Raw genomic sequence first — 16,847 nt, forward strand, 5'->3', positions numbered from 1 at the left:
CGCCCGAAATTACAAAATGAACCGGCTCAGATCCGCGTTCTTGGCGAGGTCGCCGACGTGCGTCTGTACGAAATCCGCGTCGATCTTGACGGTCTCGCCGCTGCGGTCGGGAGCGGTGAAGGAGATCTCGTCCAGCACCCGCTCCATCACGGTCTGGAGCCGCCGCGCGCCGATGTTTTCGACGGTGGAATTCACCGCCACCGCGACGTCCGCGAGCGCGTCGATGGCGTCGTCGGTGATGTCGAGCGTGACGCCCTCGGTCTGCATCAGCGCGACATATTGCTTGATCAGCGAAGCCTCGGGCTCGGTCAGGATGCGGCGCATGTCGTCGCGGGTCAGTGCCTGCAGCTCGACGCGGATCGGCAGGCGGCCCTGCAGTTCCGGCAGGAGGTCGGACGGTTTTGCGACGTGGAAGGCGCCGGAGGCGATGAACAGGATGTGGTCGGTCTTCACCGCGCCGTGCTTGGTCGAAACGGTCGTGCCCTCGATCAAAGGCAACAGATCGCGCTGCACGCCCTCGCGCGACACGTCGCCGCCGGCGCGACCTTCGCGTGCGCAGATCTTGTCGATCTCGTCGAGAAACACGATGCCGTTGTTCTCGACCGCGCTGATCGCCTCCTGCGTCAACTGATCGCTGTCGAGCAGCTTGTCGGACTCCTCGTTGACGAGGATCTCGTGCGAGCTCCCCACCGTCAGCCGTCGCGTCTTGCTGCGTCCCCCGAGCTTGCCGAAAATGTCGCCGATCGAAACCGCGCCCATTTGGGCGCCGGGCATGCCCGGGATCTCGAACATCGGAAAGCCGCTGCCGCCGCCTTGCGTCTCGATCTCGATTTCCTTGTCGTTGAGCTCGCCCGCCCGCAGCTTTTTGCGGAAAGAGTCCCGCGTTGCCGCGCTGGCATTGGCGCCGACCAGCGCGTCCAGCACGCGCTCCTCGGCGGCAAGTTGCGCGCGTGCCTGCACGTCTTTGCGCTTGCGCTCGCGGACCTGGGCAATCGCGACCTCGACGAGGTCGCGCACGATCTGCTCGACGTCGCGGCCGACATAGCCGACCTCGGTGAATTTCGTCGCCTCGACCTTCAGGAATGGTGCGTTCGCCAGCTTGGCGAGCCGCCGCGCGATCTCGGTCTTGCCGACGCCGGTCGGGCCGATCATCAAGATATTTTTCGGCAGTACCTCTTCGCGCAAGGAGCCTTCCAGTTGCTGCCGCCGCCAGCGGTTACGCAGCGCGATCGAGACGGCTCGCTTGGCATCGGCCTGGCCGACGATGAAACGGTCGAGTTCAGAAACGATTTCACGGGGAGAAAAGTCTGTCATGGGACCTTAGCTAGGGTCAGATGCGGGGCGGGACAAGCCGCTTTTTTGTCGTCAGATGATCGGCGGACCCGATTGCCATTGTTTCACGGCCTCGATCGGATGGATCAGCATCAGGATATTGAGCGTCAGATTGTCGCGAATATGCAGCGCGAGCATGATTTCGAAGGCGAGCCCCAGCAGGACGGTCACTGGGACAGGCAGCAGGCGCGCGGCGAGGAAGCCCAGCATCATGGACAGCGTGTCCGAGATCGAATTGACAATGCTGTCGCCGAAATAGTCCAGCGAGATCGTGCCGGCGCGGTAGCGCTCGATGATGAACGGCGAATTCTCGACGATTTCCCAGGTACCTTCGATCAGCATCGCGATGATCAGCCGGGCGGGCCATGAGAGTTGCGGCGACGGCAGGCGCACGAACAGCAGCCAGGTCAATCCGTAGAACAGGAAGCCGTGCAGGACATGCGAGAAGGCGTACCAGTCGGCGATGTGCTGCGAATTCTCCGAGCTGTTCACCACGCCATGCCATAGCTTGACATAGCCGCAGGTGCAGATCGGCACCCGCCCCATCGCAAACAGGATCGAGGCCTGCAGCGCCAGCAATAGCAGCGCGATGCCGACCCAGTAGGTCGGCGGGATCGCCGTCTTGGCTTTCTCGGAAATCGCGAGCGTCATGAATTGCGCATCATCAGCAACGGAGGATCATCGGAAGTAAGGCATTGCTTCGCTTCGCCGCTTCGCTCGCAATGACGCGGAGCTCAGTTTTGACGTCGAAACCTGGACCCTAGCCGGCCGACAGGGCTTCGATGGTGACGTTGCGGTTGGTGTAGACGCAGATGTCGGCGGCGATGTCGAGGGAACGGCGGACGATGGTCTCGGCGTCCTTGTCGGTGTCGAGCAGGGCTCGGGCCGCCGCCAGCGCGTAATTGCCGCCGGAGCCGATCGCCATCACGCCGGCCTCGGGCTCCAGCACATCGCCGGTGCCGGTCAGGACCAAAGAGACGTCCTTGTCGGCCACGATCATCATGGCCTCCAGCCGCCGCAAATAACGATCGGTACGCCAGTCCTTGGCGAGCTCGACGGCGGCCCGGGTCAATTGCCCCGGATATTGCTCGAGTTTGGCTTCCAGGCGCTCAAAGAGCGTGAAGGCGTCGGCGGTGGCACCGGCAAAGCCGCCGATGACGTCGCCCTTGCCGAGCTTTCGGACCTTTTTGGCATTGGACTTGATCACGGTCTGGCCGATCGAGACCTGGCCGTCGCCACCGACCACCACCGTGCCGCCCTTGCGGACGGTCAAAATCGTGGTGCCGTGCCAGCCCGGCGAGCTGTTTGGGGAGTCCTGCATGAATGAACCTCGTTGTCCGGGCTGATTTAGGCGGTCAGGAGCCGCGGCACAACGGGCCGCTCCGGGCCCGATTTCGCTCACCATAGGCAGAAGTAGCAGCCCGGCCAGCCGTTCCCGCAGTAGCGAAGGTGTCATTTGGCTGTTAAAAGACCGGCGTTTTCGGCTCAAAACCAGAATGGAAACCGATTTTCCATGCGCACCGCGACGATCAAGCGCAAGACCAAGGAAACCGACATCGAGGTATCAGTGAACCTCGATGGCACCGGCGTATCCAATATCGCGACCGGCATCGGCTTTTTCGACCATATGCTCGATCTCCTCGCCCGCCATTCCCGCATCGACCTCACGGTCAAGGCGGTGGGCGATCTGCACATTGATTATCACCATACCACCGAAGACACCGGCATCGCGCTCGGCCAGGCCATCAAGCAGGCGCTCGGCAACATGGCGGGCATCACCCGCTATGCCGGCGTGCATATGCCCATGGACGAGACGCTGTCGCGCGTGGTCATCGACATCTCGGGCCGCCCGGTCCTGGTGTTCAAGGTCGACTTTCCCCGCCACAAGATCGGCGAGTTCGACACCGAGCTGGTGCGCGAGTGGTTCCAGGCCTTCGCCATGAACGCCGGCGTGACTCTCCACGTCGAGACCCTATATGGCGATAACAGCCACCATATCGCCGAATCCTGCTTCAAGGGTCTGGCGCGGGCGCTGCGGACGGCGGTTGCGATCGACCCGAAGACGGTGGGCGAAATCCCGTCCACCAAGGGCTCGCTCGGCGGCTGACATCTCGGGCCGGCGGCACGCGCCGCTTGCGGTATCACTGAAATTAGAGAACGGGGCATCACCATGCCTGTCTACACAGTTCATGCTCCCTCTCCTGCCGGAGCCGATCTGCGCGCGACCGAGAAGTTCGTCTTCGTACGCGACGGCTTCCATTTCTGGGCGATGATTTTCGGCCCGCTCTGGCTGCTGTGGAATCGGCTGTGGCTGGCGCTGATCGGCTGGGTGATCTTCGTCGCCGCGTTCAACGCCGGGCTGTCCAGCCTCGGAATCGGACGCAGCTCGATCTTCTTCGCCGACATCATCGTCGCGCTGCTGATGGGTTTCGAGGCCTCCAGCCTGCGCCGCTGGACGCTGTCGCGCGGTAAATGGCGGCAGCTCGACGTGGTGATTTCCGACGACGAGGACACCGCCGAGCGCCGCTTCTTCGAGCGCTGGAGCCAGAAGCAGCGCGGCATCGTCAACGATCAATGGGCCGTCGATCGCGGTGGCCCGCCGCCGACCCGCAACGTGCCGGGGCAGCAATTCTCAAGCCCGCCGCCGATGCCGGCGGGCGGCATCATTGGTTTGTTTCCGGAACCGGGAGGGTCAAGATGAGTGTCGCCATCATCGATTACGGTTCCGGCAATTTGCATTCCGCCGCCAAGGCGTTCGAGCGCGCTGCGCGCAGCATGGAGAACCCGCAAAAGGTCTTCGTCACAAGCGATCCGGACCAGGCCTACAGCGCCGATCGTCTGGTGCTGCCGGGCGTCGGCGCCTTCGCCGATTGCCGGCGCGGGCTCGATGCGGTCAACGGCATGGTCGAGGCGATCACCGAGGCAGTGCGTGTCAAGGCGCGGCCGATGCTCGGCATCTGCGTCGGCATGCAGCTGTTCGCCACCCGCGGCAAGGAACATGTCATCACGCCAGGGCTGAACTGGGTCGGCGGCGACGTCGAGAAGATCACGCCGCGCGACGAAAGCCTGAAGATCCCGCACATGGGCTGGAACACGCTCGATGTGCTGCGCGAGCATCCGGTGCTGAACAAGCTGCCGCTCGGGCCCAAAGGCCAGCACGCCTATTTCGTGCACTCCTATCACCTCAATGCCGCCAACGAGGCGGACGTGCTCGCGCGCGCCGATTACGGCGGGCCTGTCACCGCGATCGTCGCAAAGGATACGGCCATCGGCACCCAGTTTCACCCCGAGAAGAGCCAGCGCTTTGGTCTGGCCCTGATCTCGAACTTCTTGCGATGGAAACCGTGATTCTCTTCCCCGCGATCGACCTCAAGAACGGCCAATGCGTGCGCCTCGAGCAAGGCGACATGGCGCGTGCGACCATATTCAACCTCAATCCCGCCGCGCAGGCCGAGAGCTTTGTTGCGCAAGGCTTTGAGTATCTCCACGTTGTCGATCTCGACGGTGCGTTTGCCGGCAGGCCGGTGAATGCCGAGGCGGTCGAGGCGATGCTGAAGACGATCAGGATTCCGGTGCAGCTCGGTGGCGGCATTCGCGATCTCGCGACTGTCGAAGCCTGGCTCGAAAAGGGCATCACCCGGGTCATCATCGGCACCGCCGCGGTGCGCGATCCTGAATTGGTGAAGGCTGCCGCAAAAAAATTCCCCGGCCGCGTCGCGGTCGGCCTCGATGCACGTGACGGCAAGGTCGCGGTCGAAGGCTGGGCCGAGACCTCGCAGGTGACGGTTCTCGAGATCGCGCAGCGTTTCGAGGATGCCGGCGTCGCCGCCATCATCTTCACCGACATCGCCCGCGACGGCCTGCTCAAGGGCCTGAATCTCGATGCCACCATTGCGCTCGCGGATGCGATCTCTATCCCCGTGATCGCCTCCGGCGGCCTCGCCTCGATCGAGGACGTCAAGGCGATGCTGACGCCGCGCGCGAAAAAGCTCGCCGGTGCGATTGCCGGCCGCGCGCTTTACGATGGCCGCCTCGAACCGGCAGCCGCCCTCACATTGATCCGCGACGCGCGCGCCGCCTAGGAGCTGACACATGTTCAAGGTGCGCGTGATCCCCTGCCTCGACGTCAAGGACGGCCGCGTCGTCAAGGGCGTCAACTTCGTTGACCTGCGCGATGCCGGCGACCCCGTCGAAGCGGCGATCGCCTATGACGCCGCGGGCGCCGACGAGCTCACTTTTCTCGACATCACCGCGACCCATGAGAACCGCGGCATCATGCTGGACGTGGTCCGGCGCACCGCCGAAGCCTGCTTCATGCCCGTGACCGTCGGCGGCGGCGTGCGTGAGGTCAACGATATCAAGACGCTTCTGCGTGCCGGCGCCGACAAGGTCTCGATCAACAGCGCCGCGGTGTCGCGGCGTGAGTTCGTCAAGGAAGCCGCCGAGAAATTCGGCGGGCAGTGCGTGGTGGTCGCGATCGACGCCAAGCGGGTCAAGCGCGCCGGTGGCGGAGAGCGCTGGGAGATCTTCACCCATGGCGGCCGCAACTCGACCGGCATCGACGCCATCGAATATGCCCAGGAGGTGGTCTCGCTCGGCGCTGGTGAAATCCTGCTCACCTCGATGGACCGCGACGGCACAAGGCAGGGTTTCGACATCCCGCTGACCCGCGCGATTGCCGACAGCATTCCCGTTCCCGTGATCGCCTCGGGCGGTGTCGGCAATCTCGACCACCTCGTCGACGGTATTCGCAACGGCCACGCCACCGCCGTGCTGGCTGCCTCGATCTTCCACTTCGGGGAATTCACCATCCGCGAAGCCAAGGAGCACATGGCCCGGGGCGGGCTGGCCATGCGCCTCGATGCCTGACGACTCCCGTCCATAAAAATGCTACACGATTGGCGGGACCGGCTTGTCCCGTCAGATAACCGGCCAGGGCAATCGGCCAAGGCGCGTTTTCCGGGTATTTTGTATGCCGCGTTTCACGATCCACGATCTGGCCGAGACCATCGACGCCCGCGCGGCAGCGGATGGCGAGGCGTCCTATACCCGCAAGCTCCTCGACAAGGGCGCCGAACATTGCGCCAAGAAGTTCGGTGAGGAAGCAGTCGAAACCGTAATCGCAGCAGTCGAAAACGATCGCGCGCATCTGATCGCCGAAGGCGCCGATCTGCTCTACCATTTCCTTGTGCTGCTCAAGGTCCGCGGCGTAAAGCTGGAAGAGGTCGAAGCCGCATTGGACAAGCGGACTTCGATGTCAGGGTTGGAAGAGAAGGCGTCGCGCAAGGGCGGCAACTAGCCGAGGTGGAAAGATCGCGTCATGGATATTCGCGCACCCGAGCAGCAGTATAATCCGTACCGCGTCTATACGCGCGAGCAATGGGCGCGGCTGCGCGACGACACGCCGATGACCCTGGAGCCGGGCGAGTTCGATCGCCTGCGCTCGCTGCACGATCGACTGGACTTGCAGGAGGTCGAGGACATCTACCTGCCACTGTCGCGCCTGCTGTCGATCTATGTCGATGCCATGCAGCGGCTCTATTACGCGGAGCGCCAGTTCCTCAACATCCGCGACCGCAAGGTGCCCTACATCATCGGCGTCGCCGGCTCGGTCGCGGTTGGAAAATCCACCACGGCCCGCGTGCTTCAGGCGCTGCTGGCGCGCTGGTCGCCGCGTCCCAAGGTCGAGCTGATCACCACCGACGGATTTCTGTATCCCAACGCCGTGCTCGAGCGGCAGGGCATCATGCAGAAGAAGGGTTTTCCGGAGAGCTACGACCTGCCGCTGCTGCTCAGCTTCCTCTCCGACATCAAGGCCGGCCGCCGCCACGTGCGCGCGCCGGTCTATTCGCATTTGACTTACGACATCGTGCCGAACGAGTGGGCCGAGATCGACCAGCCCGACATCCTGATCGTCGAGGGCGTCAACGTGCTGCAAACAGGCAAGCTGCCGCGCGACGGCAAAGCCGTGCCCGTGGTCTCCGACTTCTTCGATTTCTCGGTCTATATCGATGCCGACGAAGCCGCGCTGCGACAGTGGTACATCCGGCGCTTCCTGTCGCTGCGCGACACCGCGTTCACCAATCCGAAATCCTACTTCAACCGCTACGCGCTGTTGTCGGACGAGGAAGCCACCGCCACAGCGATCGCGATCTGGGAGCGTACCAACCTCGCCAATCTCGAGGACAACATCCTGCCGACCCGCCCCCGGGCGACGCTGATCCTGAAGAAGGGCGCCGACCACACGGTGGCGAGCGTGGCGCTCAGGCGGCTGTAGCTTCGTCCTGCAGCGCGATCAATCATGGCGTTGGAAGTCGGAATGAAGCGTCCAAGATACCTCCCGACCGCCGCATTTCTGGCAACGGCTCATCTCTTGTTGGCGTTGAGCACTCTTCTCATCAGTCATTCCCTGGCGATCGGACGCTTCGACTCGGCTGGCAATATCAGCCAAGCCGAAAGTCTGGCCAGGGCACTGACAGACACGCTCTTTTGGCCCGTCTCTCACGTCCAGACCAAGGGATTATCGGCCGCGCTACAGTGGGCAGCAGTTCTTGGAAACAGCATCCTTTGGGGAGCTGTCCTTGCGGTGCCCGTGTGGCGATTGGGACGATCGCTGAGCGGTCAGGGTGCCGGCCTCCAACGACGCGTTTGAGTGGCCTGGGAAACATCGTGGGCCGCGTCTAATCGCAGAATCTCGCGGATAATGCCTCGCCCGGCCACCCACATGGTGCTCCGGCGGTATGTCGCTCTTGCTCCAGCCGTCACTTGCCTGCCTTCGCGGTCCAATCGGCAGGCTTGATGCGCCCCACGAAAGCCGCCGCACCGGTGGTACTTGCCCGGTAGGCGAAGGCTTCGCCTTCCTGCACGTCGCCGGCGTCCTTGCCGAAGGCATCGGCGATGTTGGTCTTGTGCGTAACGAGGAACGTGTTGGTGCCGGCCTGCGGAGCCGCATCGACGAGCTGGCGTACGGCCTGTCCGGCCTTTGCATTTGCACCGGTCGGGTTTGCCATTCCCGATGCGCTGGCGTTGCTGCTGTCCGTCAATGCTTCGACCGGCTTGACCTCGCGGCCGGAGATCAGCTTGCCCGCCTCGATCGCGCGGTTCAGCCGGCTGGTGTAGACATCGCCGATCGGGATCGCGAGTTCCCTGATCGACGTCCCGATCTGGCGCGCCATGTCCCGGCCCTTTTCACTGAGCTGACGCTGGGCGCTCATGTCGTCGAATTTGAAAGGGTAGACATCCTTTTGGCTGTCGTCGGTGGCGGTGTGCCGAAACACCAGCACGTAGCCGCCTTGCTTGAGCGAGGCGATCAAGTCCGGCGTGTCGGCCGCGTTGGCTTGGGTGGAACCACAGAGAAGGGATATGACGGCGAGGCGGCAAAGCACGTTCATGCGCGACATCCTCCGTTGCAAATGCCCCGGAGGATGGTGACGCGCGACGCGGTCGATTTCAATTATCGATTGCCGGCCGATTGCCGGCCGCTCAGGTTCCCATGAAATTCCAGGTCAGATCGCCAGATGCCGCGCCGCCGCCAGCCCGACCAGCGCCTCCTCCAGCTTCTCGCGATCGAGCGGCTTGATCAGAAACCCGTTCATGCCCGCTTCAAAGCAGGCGTAGCGATCTTCCACCAGCGTGTTGGCGGTGAGTGCGAGGATCGGCGTGTGGTGGCCGCCTTTGGCCGCCTCATGCGTACGGATGCGCTTGGTCGTTTCGATGCCGTCGAGCTGCGGCATCTGGATGTCCATCAGCACGAGATCAAAGGGCGTACCGGCCGATGACGCGCCGAGCCAGGATTCCAGCGCGGCCTCGCCATGGACGGCGATGACGACGCGGTGGCCGAGTTTCGTCAGCAGCGAGCGCATCAACAGCGCGTTGATCTCATTGTCCTCGGCGACGAGAATCAACAGGCCTTTCGCCGGTACCGCGCCGGTGGATTGGGCCGGTGGCTCCGGCGCGAGATCGGGCGAGGCGACCTCCGGGGTCAGCGCGAGGCGTGCAGCGAGTGAGGCCGCGCGAAGCGGCTTGACCAGGAAGCCGGTGAAGGCCGGCGAAACTTTCTCGTGGCGCGAGCCCGATGTCAGCAGCACGAGGCGTTGCATCGCATGCCTGCGTGCGGCTTCGCCGAGGCGGTCAGTGATGGCGGCGCCAAGCGCACGATCGATCAGCACCGAATGCCATGAGCGTTCCGGCAGCAGCGCTTCCGCCACCGCCGCGTCCGTCACCATGCAGGTCTGGCCACCCCAGCGCTCCAGCCGCCGCGCGATCAGCGAGGCCTCGATACCGTCGGCGATCAGCAGGATCGACTTGCCGGCAAGATCAGGACTCGGGAACGCCGTCGGTTCTGCGCCGGCGTGTGATGGCGCGAGCGGAATCGCGACCTCGAAGGTCGAGCCCTTGCCCGGCTCGCTCGTGAGCGTGATGCGGCCGCCCATGCGCTTGACGATGCGCTCGCTGATGGCGAGGCCGAGCCCGGTGCCGCCATAGGTGCGCGCGATGCGCTCGTCGGCTTGCTCGAATTCGCGGAAGATGCGCTGTTGCGCTTCCGGTGCGATGCCGACGCCGGTGTCGCGCACCAGGAAGCTGATCTCGTTCGGCCAGATGCCGGGCTCGACGATCAGCGCAACGCCGCCACTCGCAGTGAACTTGATGGCATTGCCGGCAAGGTTGAGCAGAACCTGGCGCAGCCGCGCGGCGTCGCCGACCAGTTCGAGCGGCAGGCGCTCGTCGACATAGGCGGCGATCTCGAGGCTCTTTGCCTGCGCGCGCGGCGCGAGCAGCTCGGTGATGTCCTCGATCAGGGCCGACAGCGCGAAGGGACGCTGCTCGAGATCGAGCTTGCCGGCTTCGATCTTGGAATAGTCGAGCAACTCCTCGATCAGCGCCATCAGCGCTTCGCCGGAGGTTTTCACGGCCTTGGCGTAGGTCGTCTGCTCCGGCGTCAGCGTGGTGTCGAGCAGCAGGCCGCCCATGCCGATGATGCCGTTGAGCGGCGTGCGGATCTCGTGCGAGGCCATGGCGAGGAAGCGCGATTTGGCGCGGTTGGCGGCGTCGGCCTGGTCGCGGGCGTCGGACAGCGCACGCTCCGTCTCGGTGCGATCGGTGACATCGCGTCCGACACTCTGCAATTCGGCGGGCTGGCCGGCGTCGAGGCGGACATAGCCTTCGCGCCAGGCAATCCAGCGCGCGCCGAGCGGGGTTGCGATCTTCTGGTCGTGAATGCGCGTGCCGTTGCTCTCGCGGGCGCTGTCACCCTGCTCCAGCACGTCGAAATCAAAGCGCGTGCCGACCAGCGCGCCGCGCGCCTGCACCGCGAGCGCGCAATAGGCTTCATTGGCGAAGGTGATGCGGCCGCTTCTGTCGCGTAGCACGATCAGATCGCCCTGCTGTTCGAACAGGCTGCGGGCGCGTTCTTCCGCTTCCTTCAGCTCCCAATTGCGGTCGATCAGTGCTTCGTTGTGGGCGGCCAGCGCACGCATCCGCTTGTTGACGAAGCGCAGGCGCATGCTGAGCGTGGCAAGGCCGAGGCAGGAGAGCGCGAACAGGAAGCTGGCGCCGATCGCAAACGCGTTGGGATCGTAGCCGGAATTCTCCGACCGGCTGCCGGAGACAAAGCCATAGGCGCCACCGAAGGTCGCCGAGAAGATCATGAAGGAGCGGATCGCGAAGGCGATTTTGGGGTACTGCCGCCTGAAGCGGCGCATGCGCACCTTGATCCGGAACGTCCGACCCATCGCCACCGACCCGACTGTTTTCTTAAAACCCTGTGCTCGCTGTAAACGACGATGTCCCGCCGACCTTGCGAACAGTTTGAGGATTTGCGGCCGCCTCCAAACAGGGTTGACGAAGCATTAACGGCTCAGAGCGAGGCGGCTCAAAGCGAAGCGGCCTGGAGATGGCGATGGCCGCCGTGGGCGCCTACGATCAGCGCCGCCGCCTCGCGCTGCGAGAACGTCTTCGAGCGTACATAGACGCGGTAATCCGCCGGCCCCTCGGTGGAGAGATAGATCACCTGGCCGCCATCGACGGGCTGCGCCGCAATCGAGATCAGGCGGGTCGAAGGATTGGCCTGGCAGGTCTCCGATTCCGAACCGAGGCCGTCGTCGACGACGGCGAAGTCTGCCGCGTCCGCATCCTCGGTGATCTGAACCCGCACCGTGGCCAGGGCGGGATCATCGGTGAAGGCGACGTGCACGCCGGCGGTCCAGAACAGCGACGTCAGCTCGACCGAGGTTTCGCCCAAGGCGATGCAGGGATGCGAGACCGATCCGATCTCGCTGCGGGCAAACACCGCAGCCGCGAGCAAGGGAACGACCGAGGCCAGGATCTTGAAACGCAACATGACACGCTACTCGCCGGGCCCCGGAAAACTCGTGGCGGGAACTGATGGGCCTTATGGTTTGCAGAGCGTAAAGGAAACTCGTTACCGCCGGGTTGATGCGCGTTCACATCACGCCATCTGACGCACATCCTCCGCGAGTGCGCGGTAGGACAGCGCCTCGGCGAGGTGCAGCCGGCCGATCTTGTCGGCGCCGTCGAGGTCGGCGAGCGTGCGCGCCACCCGCAGCACGCGGTGATAGCCGCGCGCCGACAGCCGCATGGTCTCGGCGGCGTCACGCAGCAGTTTTTGGCCCTGCGCGTCCGGCTTGGCGATCTCCTCCAGCACCGAGGCCGGCGCTTCGGCATTGGTGCGGACCTTCGGCAGCCCCGCATCCGCGTAGCGCGCGAGTTGGATGTCGCGCGCCGCCGCCACGCGCGCGGCGACCTCGGCCGAACCCTCCGCGGGCGGCGGCAGGATCAGATCGGCCGCGGTCACTGCGGGAACCTCGATGCGCAGGTCGATCCGGTCCATCAGCGGCCCCGAGATGCGGGTCTGATAGTCGCCCGTGCAGCGATCGATGCGGCCGCGCTTGCAGGCATAGCCGGGCTCGAACGCATTGCCGCAGCGGCAGGGATTCATCGCCGCGATCAGCATGAAGCGCGCAGGGTAGGTGACGCGGTGATTGGCGCGGGACACCGAGACCTCGCCGTTCTCCAGCGGCTGCCGCAGCGAATCCAGCACGCGCGGATCGAATTCGGGCAGCTCGTCCAGGAACAGCACGCCCTGGTGCGCGAGCGAGATCTCGCCGGGCCTTGCGCGCATGCCGCCACCGGTGAGCGCGGCCATGCTGGCGGAATGATGCGGCGAGCGGAACGGCCGCCGCGCCGTCAGCGCACCGCCCTCGATCTCGCCGGCGACGGAGGCGATCATCGAGACCTCCAGCAGTTCGCCGGGGGAGAGCGGTGGCAGGATCGAGGGCAGGCGCGCCGCGAGCATCGATTTGCCGGCGCCGGGGGCGCCGATCATGAGCAGATGATGCCCGCCGGCGGCCGCGATCTCCAGCGCCCGCTTGGCGCTCTCCTGGCCCTTGATGTCGCGCAGGTCGAGCAGCGAGGCGGCGGCTTCGTGCACCTTCGGCACCGGCCGCGACAGCACCTGCGTCCCTTTGAAGTGGTTGGCGATCTGAATGAGTGAACTTGCGGCGATGATCTGGATGTCCGGGCTCGCCCACGCCGCTTCGGAGCCGCAAGCCGCCGGACAGATCAGTCCCTCCTCGCGCACATTGGCGCCGATCGCGGCGGGAAGAACACCGGCCACCGGCGCGATCGATCCGTCGAGGCCGAGTTCGCCCAGAACGGTGAATCCGGTCAGCGCATCAGGGGGAATCGCGCCGATCGCCCCCATCAGCCCGAGCGCGATCGGCAGGTCGTAATGGCTGCCTTCCTTGGGCAGATCGGCGGGCGCGAGATTGACAGTGATCCGCCGCGCCGGCAGCGCCAGGCCCGAGGCGATCAGCGCCGAGCGGACCCGCTCGCGCGCCTCCGACACCGCCTTGTCCGGAAGACCTACGATCGCGAAGGCCGGCAGACCCGGCGCGACCTGCACCTGCACGTCGACCGCGCGGGCCTCGATCCCCTCAAAGGCGACGGTAGAAACCCGCTGAACCATGCCCGAACCAGCCTGCCCTCTTGCACAATTAGGGGTAGCAGAGCGGGGCGGGTCTTGCAAGAACAATACGGGAACGTGTTGAGGAGAGCTCGAAGGCCCTAACCAATTGTAAACACGATCAGGACACTACGCCTCGAATGCGCGCGGCTCTCCTCAGCACATTCCAACGAATGTCCGCTACTCCTAAGGCTGCGGGATGGGCCGTGGTCTAACGGGTGAACAATTCAAATGCTTGCAAATCGCCGGAGAAGCGAACGTCGGGGCTGCACTCGGCTCGCCAAGATTCACTTTGGCTCGGGCTCGCTGCCGAGGGATTGCACGATCACGGATATTTCGGATGGCGGCGTGAAAGTGGTGGCCGAGTTTCTTGAGGTGCCGCCGCAATTCACCATCATCTTCGCGCCCGACTATTCCCGCCAGTGCCGCCTGCGCTGGCGCATCGGCTGCGAGTTCGGCGCTGAATTCACGGACTAGGCGAGCATGATCCGGAAAAGTGTGAAGCGGTTTTCCGAAAAGATCATGCTCAAACAATAGACAGAAGCGCGCTTCCTTAACGGGACTTTAGCGTTAATCGGTAAGCATCTCTGATCAGTCGCCGAGTGATCAGAGTATGTCCAAGCGTTTGTCCGTTGCCTCTCCTCCGGCGAGATTTCTGTTTTCCGCGCTTCTGATCCTGGCCCTCGGCGGCTGTCAGACCACAGGCATCGAGGACATCACCGGCGCCCTCGGCGGAAAGTCGGAAACGGCCGGCAGGCTCGACGCCAAGCCGGACGTGAAGCCGGACATGGACGCGCTGCGTGAGCGCTATCGCGCCAAGCCTGGCGATCCCAACGTCGCACTCGAATACGGCAAGGCGCTGCGCCAGACCGGCCAGCGCGCGCAGGCGCTTGCGGTGCTGGAGCAGGCCGTGCTCGCGCATTCCACCAACAAGGCGGTGCTCGCCGGCTATGGCCGCGCGCTCGCCGACAGCGGCAATTTCCAGCAGGCGTTCGACGTCCTCGGTCGCGCGCATTCGCCTGAAGATCCAGACTGGCGCATCCTGTCGGCGCAGGGCGCCGCGCTCGATCAGCTCGGCCGCAGCGAGGAGGCGCAGCAATATTACGCCACCGCCTTGAAGATCGTGCCCGAAGAGCCGTCGGTGCTGTCCAATCTCGGACTGTCCTACATGCTCCAGAACAACCTTCCGCGGGCCGAGGAAACGCTGCGCCGCGCGAATTCGCGCAACCCCGCCGATTCCCGCGTGCGCGCCAACCTCGCGCTGGTGGTGGGGCTGGAAGGAAAGCAGGCCGAAGCCGAAACCATCGTGAAGGCCGATCTGCCGCCGGATCAGGCGGCGGAAAAGGTCACGGCGCTGCGGCAGTTGCTGGCGAAGAAGCAGCAGCGGGCGGACAAGTAACCCGCCGACTGCCTGGTCTTGCCGCGTTGCTTGACGCGAACCGGTATCCACTTCGCGCGAAAGCGCGCTTGCGCTTACGACGCCTTGCGATGCGGGGCCGACCCGCGCCCCGACCTGCCCTTCAGCTTCTTCAGGAGCGGTCCGAGCAGCGAGCGCTTCGGCTTCTTCACCTCGCCGCGCCCGGCGAGGCGGTTCGCCATGTTCTGGAACAGCTCGGTGGTGCGGTGGCTTTTGGAGACCTCCGCAATCATCTGGCCGTTGTTGGCCGCGGTGGAGAACAGCTTCGAATCGAACGGGATCACCGCGATCGGCTGGCTCTCCATGGTCTTGGCGAATGCCTTGACCTCGATCTCCGCCCGCTTGGGCATGCCGACCTGGTTGATGCAATAGAGCGGCGGCCGGTCGTTCGGCCGCGCCGCCTTCAACACGTTCAGCATGTTCTTGGTGTTGCGCAGGTTCGCAAGATCTGGCTCGGCCACGATCACGATGTCGTCCGCGTTGACCAGCGCGCGCCGCGTCCAGCCCGACCATTGATGGGGAACGTCGAGCACGATGCACGGCGTGGTCATGCGCAGCGTGTCGAACACCGCGTCGAAGGCCTCCGCGCCGAAATCGTAGACGCGATCGAGCGTCACCGGCGCGGCGAGCAGGCTGAGCCGCTCGGTGCATTTGGCGAGCAGGCGCTCCATCAGCGCCGTGTCCGGCCGGTCCTGCGACAGCACCGCATTGGCGATGCCCTGCATCGGGTCCTGGTTGTAGTCGAGACCCGCGGTGCCGAAGGCAAGGTCGAGATCGATCACGACGGAGTCGAGCGCGAGATCGCGGGCGATGGTCCAGGCCACATTGTGCGCGACGGTGGAGGCGCCGACGCCACCCTTGGCGCCGACCACCGCGATGACGCGGCCGGTGATGATGGTTTCGGACGCCGAGAACAGGCTGCAGATCGAGCGGACGACGTCGAGCGTTTCGACCGGTCCCACCACATAGTCGTTGACGCCGCGGCGGACCAACTCGCGATAGGGCGCGGTGTCGTTGGGATTGCCGATCACGACCACACGGGTGCCGGGATCGCAGACGCCGGCGAGGTCGTCGAGCCCTTCGAGGATGTCACGCGTGCCGTCGGATTCGATCACGATGACGTTCGGCGTCGGCATCGTTTCATAGACTTCGATGGCCGCGGCGAGGCCACCGTCCTTGGCGGTGAGATGTGCCTTGGCAAGACGGCGATCCTGCCCGGCCGCGGTCATCGCGGCGAGCGTCTGCGCGGTCTCGCAAAAGGCCTGCACGGAGATGCGAGGAACCGGCGCAATGTGTTCCTCGGGATGCTGCGGATCGTCCGCTTCTTCGTCGTGGACGCTTGTCATCTGCCTGTGTCGCTGAGTTTGGCCTTGTCGGCCTCTGGATTGGCGGTCGCGATCGGCGTGCCCTTGCGATAGCGCTCGAAGGCGATGTCGCGCCGTGCGGTATAGACCGGCGTCTCGGACCGCGGCTGCTCGAGGTCGGCCGGATTGTCGATCATCGCCGCGAGATTGCGCTGGGTGGCGCAGCCCAGATTGAAGTAGGGCCGGTTCTCGTTGTAGCCGGGATCGAGAATGTTGGGGCCGACGTCTTCGGGCCACAGCCCGCAGGGGCCGGCGACCGCGGCGATCCGCGAATAGCTCAGGCGGATGGTGGGCAGCAGTCCGGGATCCTCGGGCCGATAAGGATGCTGGACGATCGCACGGGAGGGTACGCCGCCGGATGCGAGCACGGAGCGGATTTCGTGATAGGTCGCCGCCGCCGCGCGCGAATTCGCGGCGTCGACGGGGACGTCGACGACAACCGAGCCCGTGCCTTCGCGGCCCCAGTCACGGGCAACGCCAGCGACGTCCGAGCGCTGTGCGGCCGAGAGGCCGCCGCGAGCCTTGCCGACGAAGATCACGATCGACTTCTTGGCTTCCTGCACCGCGATCGGGTGACGCTGGCGATAGTCGGTCGGCACCGTCTGGGTGACGGTCTCGCCGGTGGTGTTGCAGGCGCCCAGCATGACGGAGAGTCCCGTCAGTGCCAGCGCGACGCTCAACTTGCGACGTCGATCGGCCATGGTTTTCGTCATCGCTTCATCCCCTCTTGCCCTCTTGCCCGTCCCTCGCC

The 16,847-nt window shown here is 64.8% G+C and carries 18 protein-coding genes; 9 read left to right on the forward strand and 9 right to left on the reverse strand.

The features are described 5' to 3' along the window. Positions 1–9: 9 nt before the first annotated feature. The 3 genes from hslU to hslV all read right to left on the reverse strand — a co-directional run bounded on the left by hslU (position 10) and on the right by hslV (position 2,653). Positions 10–1,314 (reverse strand): ATP-dependent protease ATPase subunit HslU, encoded by a 1,305-nt coding sequence (hslU, locus tag ABIB06_RS14215; protein WP_247352590.1) that lies wholly within the window; start codon positions 1,312–1,314, stop codon positions 10–12. Between the two features lie 51 nt (positions 1,315–1,365). Then, entirely contained in the window at positions 1,366–1,983 is a 618-nt protein-coding gene (locus ABIB06_RS14220; RefSeq protein WP_247352592.1) for a DUF2585 domain-containing protein, read from the reverse strand. Positions 1,984–2,092: 109 nt separating this feature from the next. Further along, positions 2,093–2,653 carry an ATP-dependent protease subunit HslV gene (gene hslV, locus ABIB06_RS14225; RefSeq protein ID WP_247352594.1) on the reverse strand — a complete coding sequence of 187 codons (561 nt, stop codon included), beginning with the start codon at positions 2,651–2,653 and terminating at the stop codon, positions 2,093–2,095. 192 nt (positions 2,654–2,845) lie between these two features. Between hslV and hisB the strand changes: the two genes are divergently transcribed. From hisB to coaA, 7 genes are all read left to right on the forward strand, one after another. Continuing rightward, positions 2,846–3,439 carry an imidazoleglycerol-phosphate dehydratase HisB gene (hisB, locus tag ABIB06_RS14230; RefSeq protein WP_247352596.1) on the forward strand — a complete coding sequence of 198 codons (594 nt, stop codon included), beginning with the start codon at positions 2,846–2,848 and terminating at the stop codon, positions 3,437–3,439. A gap of 63 nt (positions 3,440–3,502) precedes the next feature. Further along, on the forward strand, positions 3,503–4,033 hold the full coding sequence (locus tag ABIB06_RS14235) for a DUF2628 domain-containing protein (protein WP_247352598.1): 531 nt from the start codon (positions 3,503–3,505) through the stop codon (positions 4,031–4,033). Beyond that, positions 4,030–4,680 carry an imidazole glycerol phosphate synthase subunit HisH gene (gene hisH / locus ABIB06_RS14240; protein ID WP_247352601.1) on the forward strand — a complete coding sequence of 217 codons (651 nt, stop codon included), beginning with the start codon at positions 4,030–4,032 and terminating at the stop codon, positions 4,678–4,680. The genes ABIB06_RS14235 and hisH overlap by 4 nt, the downstream gene beginning before the upstream one ends. Next, positions 4,677–5,414, forward strand: coding sequence for a 1-(5-phosphoribosyl)-5-[(5-phosphoribosylamino)methylideneamino]imidazole-4-carboxamide isomerase (gene hisA, locus ABIB06_RS14245; RefSeq protein WP_247352895.1), 738 nt, complete (start codon positions 4,677–4,679; stop codon positions 5,412–5,414). The genes hisH and hisA overlap by 4 nt, the downstream gene beginning before the upstream one ends. A 10-nt stretch (positions 5,415–5,424) precedes the next feature. Next, positions 5,425–6,201: an imidazole glycerol phosphate synthase subunit HisF gene (gene hisF / locus ABIB06_RS14250; protein ID WP_247352603.1), complete on the forward strand. Its 777-nt coding sequence runs from the start codon at positions 5,425–5,427 to the stop codon at positions 6,199–6,201. A gap of 103 nt (positions 6,202–6,304) precedes the next feature. Then, entirely contained in the window at positions 6,305–6,631 is a 327-nt protein-coding gene (locus ABIB06_RS14255) for a phosphoribosyl-ATP diphosphatase (RefSeq protein WP_247352605.1), read from the forward strand. Between the two features lie 21 nt (positions 6,632–6,652). Continuing rightward, positions 6,653–7,609: a type I pantothenate kinase gene (gene coaA, locus ABIB06_RS14260; protein WP_247352607.1), complete on the forward strand. Its 957-nt coding sequence runs from the start codon at positions 6,653–6,655 to the stop codon at positions 7,607–7,609. Between the two features lie 484 nt (positions 7,610–8,093). On the opposite strand, the gene ABIB06_RS14265 is transcribed toward coaA, so the two are convergent. From ABIB06_RS14265 to ABIB06_RS14280, 4 genes are all read right to left on the reverse strand, one after another. Beyond that, positions 8,094–8,723 (reverse strand): histidine phosphatase family protein, encoded by a 630-nt coding sequence (locus tag ABIB06_RS14265; RefSeq protein ID WP_354048481.1) that lies wholly within the window; start codon positions 8,721–8,723, stop codon positions 8,094–8,096. Between the two features lie 114 nt (positions 8,724–8,837). Continuing rightward, positions 8,838–11,063 carry an ATP-binding protein gene (locus ABIB06_RS14270; protein ID WP_354048483.1) on the reverse strand — a complete coding sequence of 742 codons (2,226 nt, stop codon included), beginning with the start codon at positions 11,061–11,063 and terminating at the stop codon, positions 8,838–8,840. Positions 11,064–11,203: 140 nt separating this feature from the next. Next, positions 11,204–11,671: a hypothetical protein gene (locus ABIB06_RS14275; RefSeq protein WP_354048485.1), complete on the reverse strand. Its 468-nt coding sequence runs from the start codon at positions 11,669–11,671 to the stop codon at positions 11,204–11,206. Positions 11,672–11,779: 108 nt separating this feature from the next. Continuing rightward, positions 11,780–13,318 carry a YifB family Mg chelatase-like AAA ATPase gene (locus tag ABIB06_RS14280; protein ID WP_354048486.1) on the reverse strand — a complete coding sequence of 513 codons (1,539 nt, stop codon included), beginning with the start codon at positions 13,316–13,318 and terminating at the stop codon, positions 11,780–11,782. 228 nt (positions 13,319–13,546) lie between these two features. On the opposite strand from ABIB06_RS14280, the gene ABIB06_RS14285 reads away from it, so the two are divergent. Both ABIB06_RS14285 and ABIB06_RS14290 read left to right on the forward strand, forming a co-directional pair. Beyond that, positions 13,547–13,792 (forward strand): PilZ domain-containing protein, encoded by a 246-nt coding sequence (locus tag ABIB06_RS14285; RefSeq protein ID WP_247352615.1) that lies wholly within the window; start codon positions 13,547–13,549, stop codon positions 13,790–13,792. A 136-nt stretch (positions 13,793–13,928) separates the two neighbouring features. Further along, positions 13,929–14,714: a tetratricopeptide repeat protein gene (locus ABIB06_RS14290; RefSeq protein ID WP_354048489.1), complete on the forward strand. Its 786-nt coding sequence runs from the start codon at positions 13,929–13,931 to the stop codon at positions 14,712–14,714. A gap of 74 nt (positions 14,715–14,788) precedes the next feature. On the opposite strand, the gene ABIB06_RS14295 is transcribed toward ABIB06_RS14290, so the two are convergent. Together ABIB06_RS14295 and ABIB06_RS14300 are read right to left on the reverse strand one after the other, a co-directional pair. Then, positions 14,789–16,078 (reverse strand): CpaE/TadZ family protein, encoded by a 1,290-nt coding sequence (locus ABIB06_RS14295; protein WP_247352619.1) that lies wholly within the window; start codon positions 16,076–16,078, stop codon positions 14,789–14,791. Then, positions 16,075–16,809 carry a CpaD family pilus assembly protein gene (locus ABIB06_RS14300; RefSeq protein ID WP_354048491.1) on the reverse strand — a complete coding sequence of 245 codons (735 nt, stop codon included), beginning with the start codon at positions 16,807–16,809 and terminating at the stop codon, positions 16,075–16,077. The genes ABIB06_RS14295 and ABIB06_RS14300 overlap by 4 nt, the downstream gene beginning before the upstream one ends. Positions 16,810–16,847: the final 38 nt, after the last annotated feature.

Origin of the sequence: Bradyrhizobium sp. LB8.2 (genome assembly GCF_040548035.1) — a bacterium.
In the GTDB taxonomy this organism is placed as follows: Bacteria; Pseudomonadota; Alphaproteobacteria; order Rhizobiales; family Xanthobacteraceae; genus Bradyrhizobium.

Excerpts from the sequence above, each read along its gene's own strand:
- hslU (WP_247352590.1), bottom strand. The coding sequence starts at position 1,314 with ATGACAGACTTTTCTCCCCGTGAAATCGTTTCTGAACTCGACCGTTTC.
- ABIB06_RS14220 (WP_247352592.1), bottom strand. The coding sequence starts at position 1,983 with ATGACGCTCGCGATTTCCGAGAAAGCCAAGACGGCGATCCCGCCGACC.
- hslV (WP_247352594.1), bottom strand. The coding sequence starts at position 2,653 with ATGCAGGACTCCCCAAACAGCTCGCCGGGCTGGCACGGCACCACGATT.
- hisB (WP_247352596.1), top strand. The coding sequence starts at position 2,846 with ATGCGCACCGCGACGATCAAGCGCAAGACCAAGGAAACCGACATCGAG.
- ABIB06_RS14235 (WP_247352598.1), top strand. The coding sequence starts at position 3,503 with ATGCCTGTCTACACAGTTCATGCTCCCTCTCCTGCCGGAGCCGATCTG.
- hisH (WP_247352601.1), top strand. The coding sequence starts at position 4,030 with ATGAGTGTCGCCATCATCGATTACGGTTCCGGCAATTTGCATTCCGCC.
- hisF (WP_247352603.1), top strand. The coding sequence starts at position 5,425 with ATGTTCAAGGTGCGCGTGATCCCCTGCCTCGACGTCAAGGACGGCCGC.
- ABIB06_RS14255 (WP_247352605.1), top strand. The coding sequence starts at position 6,305 with ATGCCGCGTTTCACGATCCACGATCTGGCCGAGACCATCGACGCCCGC.
- coaA (WP_247352607.1), top strand. The coding sequence starts at position 6,653 with ATGGATATTCGCGCACCCGAGCAGCAGTATAATCCGTACCGCGTCTAT.
- ABIB06_RS14265 (WP_354048481.1), bottom strand. The coding sequence starts at position 8,723 with ATGAACGTGCTTTGCCGCCTCGCCGTCATATCCCTTCTCTGTGGTTCC.
- ABIB06_RS14270 (WP_354048483.1), bottom strand. The coding sequence starts at position 11,063 with ATGGGTCGGACGTTCCGGATCAAGGTGCGCATGCGCCGCTTCAGGCGG.
- ABIB06_RS14275 (WP_354048485.1), bottom strand. The coding sequence starts at position 11,671 with ATGTTGCGTTTCAAGATCCTGGCCTCGGTCGTTCCCTTGCTCGCGGCT.
- ABIB06_RS14280 (WP_354048486.1), bottom strand. The coding sequence starts at position 13,318 with ATGGTTCAGCGGGTTTCTACCGTCGCCTTTGAGGGGATCGAGGCCCGC.
- ABIB06_RS14285 (WP_247352615.1), top strand. The coding sequence starts at position 13,547 with ATGCTTGCAAATCGCCGGAGAAGCGAACGTCGGGGCTGCACTCGGCTC.
- ABIB06_RS14290 (WP_354048489.1), top strand. The coding sequence starts at position 13,929 with ATGTCCAAGCGTTTGTCCGTTGCCTCTCCTCCGGCGAGATTTCTGTTT.
- ABIB06_RS14295 (WP_247352619.1), bottom strand. The coding sequence starts at position 16,078 with ATGACAAGCGTCCACGACGAAGAAGCGGACGATCCGCAGCATCCCGAG.
- ABIB06_RS14300 (WP_354048491.1), bottom strand. The coding sequence starts at position 16,809 with ATGACGAAAACCATGGCCGATCGACGTCGCAAGTTGAGCGTCGCGCTG.